Annotated in this window: 1 pseudogene; it reads left to right on the top strand. The window is 62.6% G+C overall.

From position 1 onward, the window contains the following. A pseudogene (locus LG661_RS24955) lies at nucleotides 1-288 on the top strand (hypothetical protein); the annotation flags it as partial. Nucleotides 289-382: the final 94 nt, after the last annotated feature.

The raw sequence follows: 382 nt of genomic DNA, 5'->3' as shown, positions 1-382 counted from the left end.
GCTGTGCACGGATCTGACAGCGGATCCGATGGATACCGTGCGGTGGAGGTGACGTTCGCGGAAGTGCGCCGGCATCTCGGCGTCGAGACACAGCGCCAGTGGTCGGATACAGCGATCGCCCGCACTACGCCGGCGCTGCTGGGACTGTTTGCACTGGTGACATTGTGGGCGGGAGAGGTTCTCAACGACGGCTGGAGACCACGGCAGGCAGCCTGGTATGCGAAATCGCCTGACCTTCAGCGATGCTCTTGCGGTTGTGCGCGCCCAACTATGGAGCGCCAGTTTTGAAACGTCCCGGCTGGACCGGGATCAGGTGAAAATCCCGCGGGCTCTGCTTAACCGCCTAACAGACGCCGCATGCTTCCCCGCCTGAAATGGCCAA

The sequence above is a fragment of the Microvirga roseola genome, assembly GCF_020866965.1.
Taxonomy (GTDB): Bacteria; Pseudomonadota; Alphaproteobacteria; order Rhizobiales; family Beijerinckiaceae; genus Microvirga; species Microvirga roseola.
The sequence above is the reverse complement of the archived record's forward strand: the minus strand, read 5'-3'. Positions and strand labels throughout refer to the sequence as shown.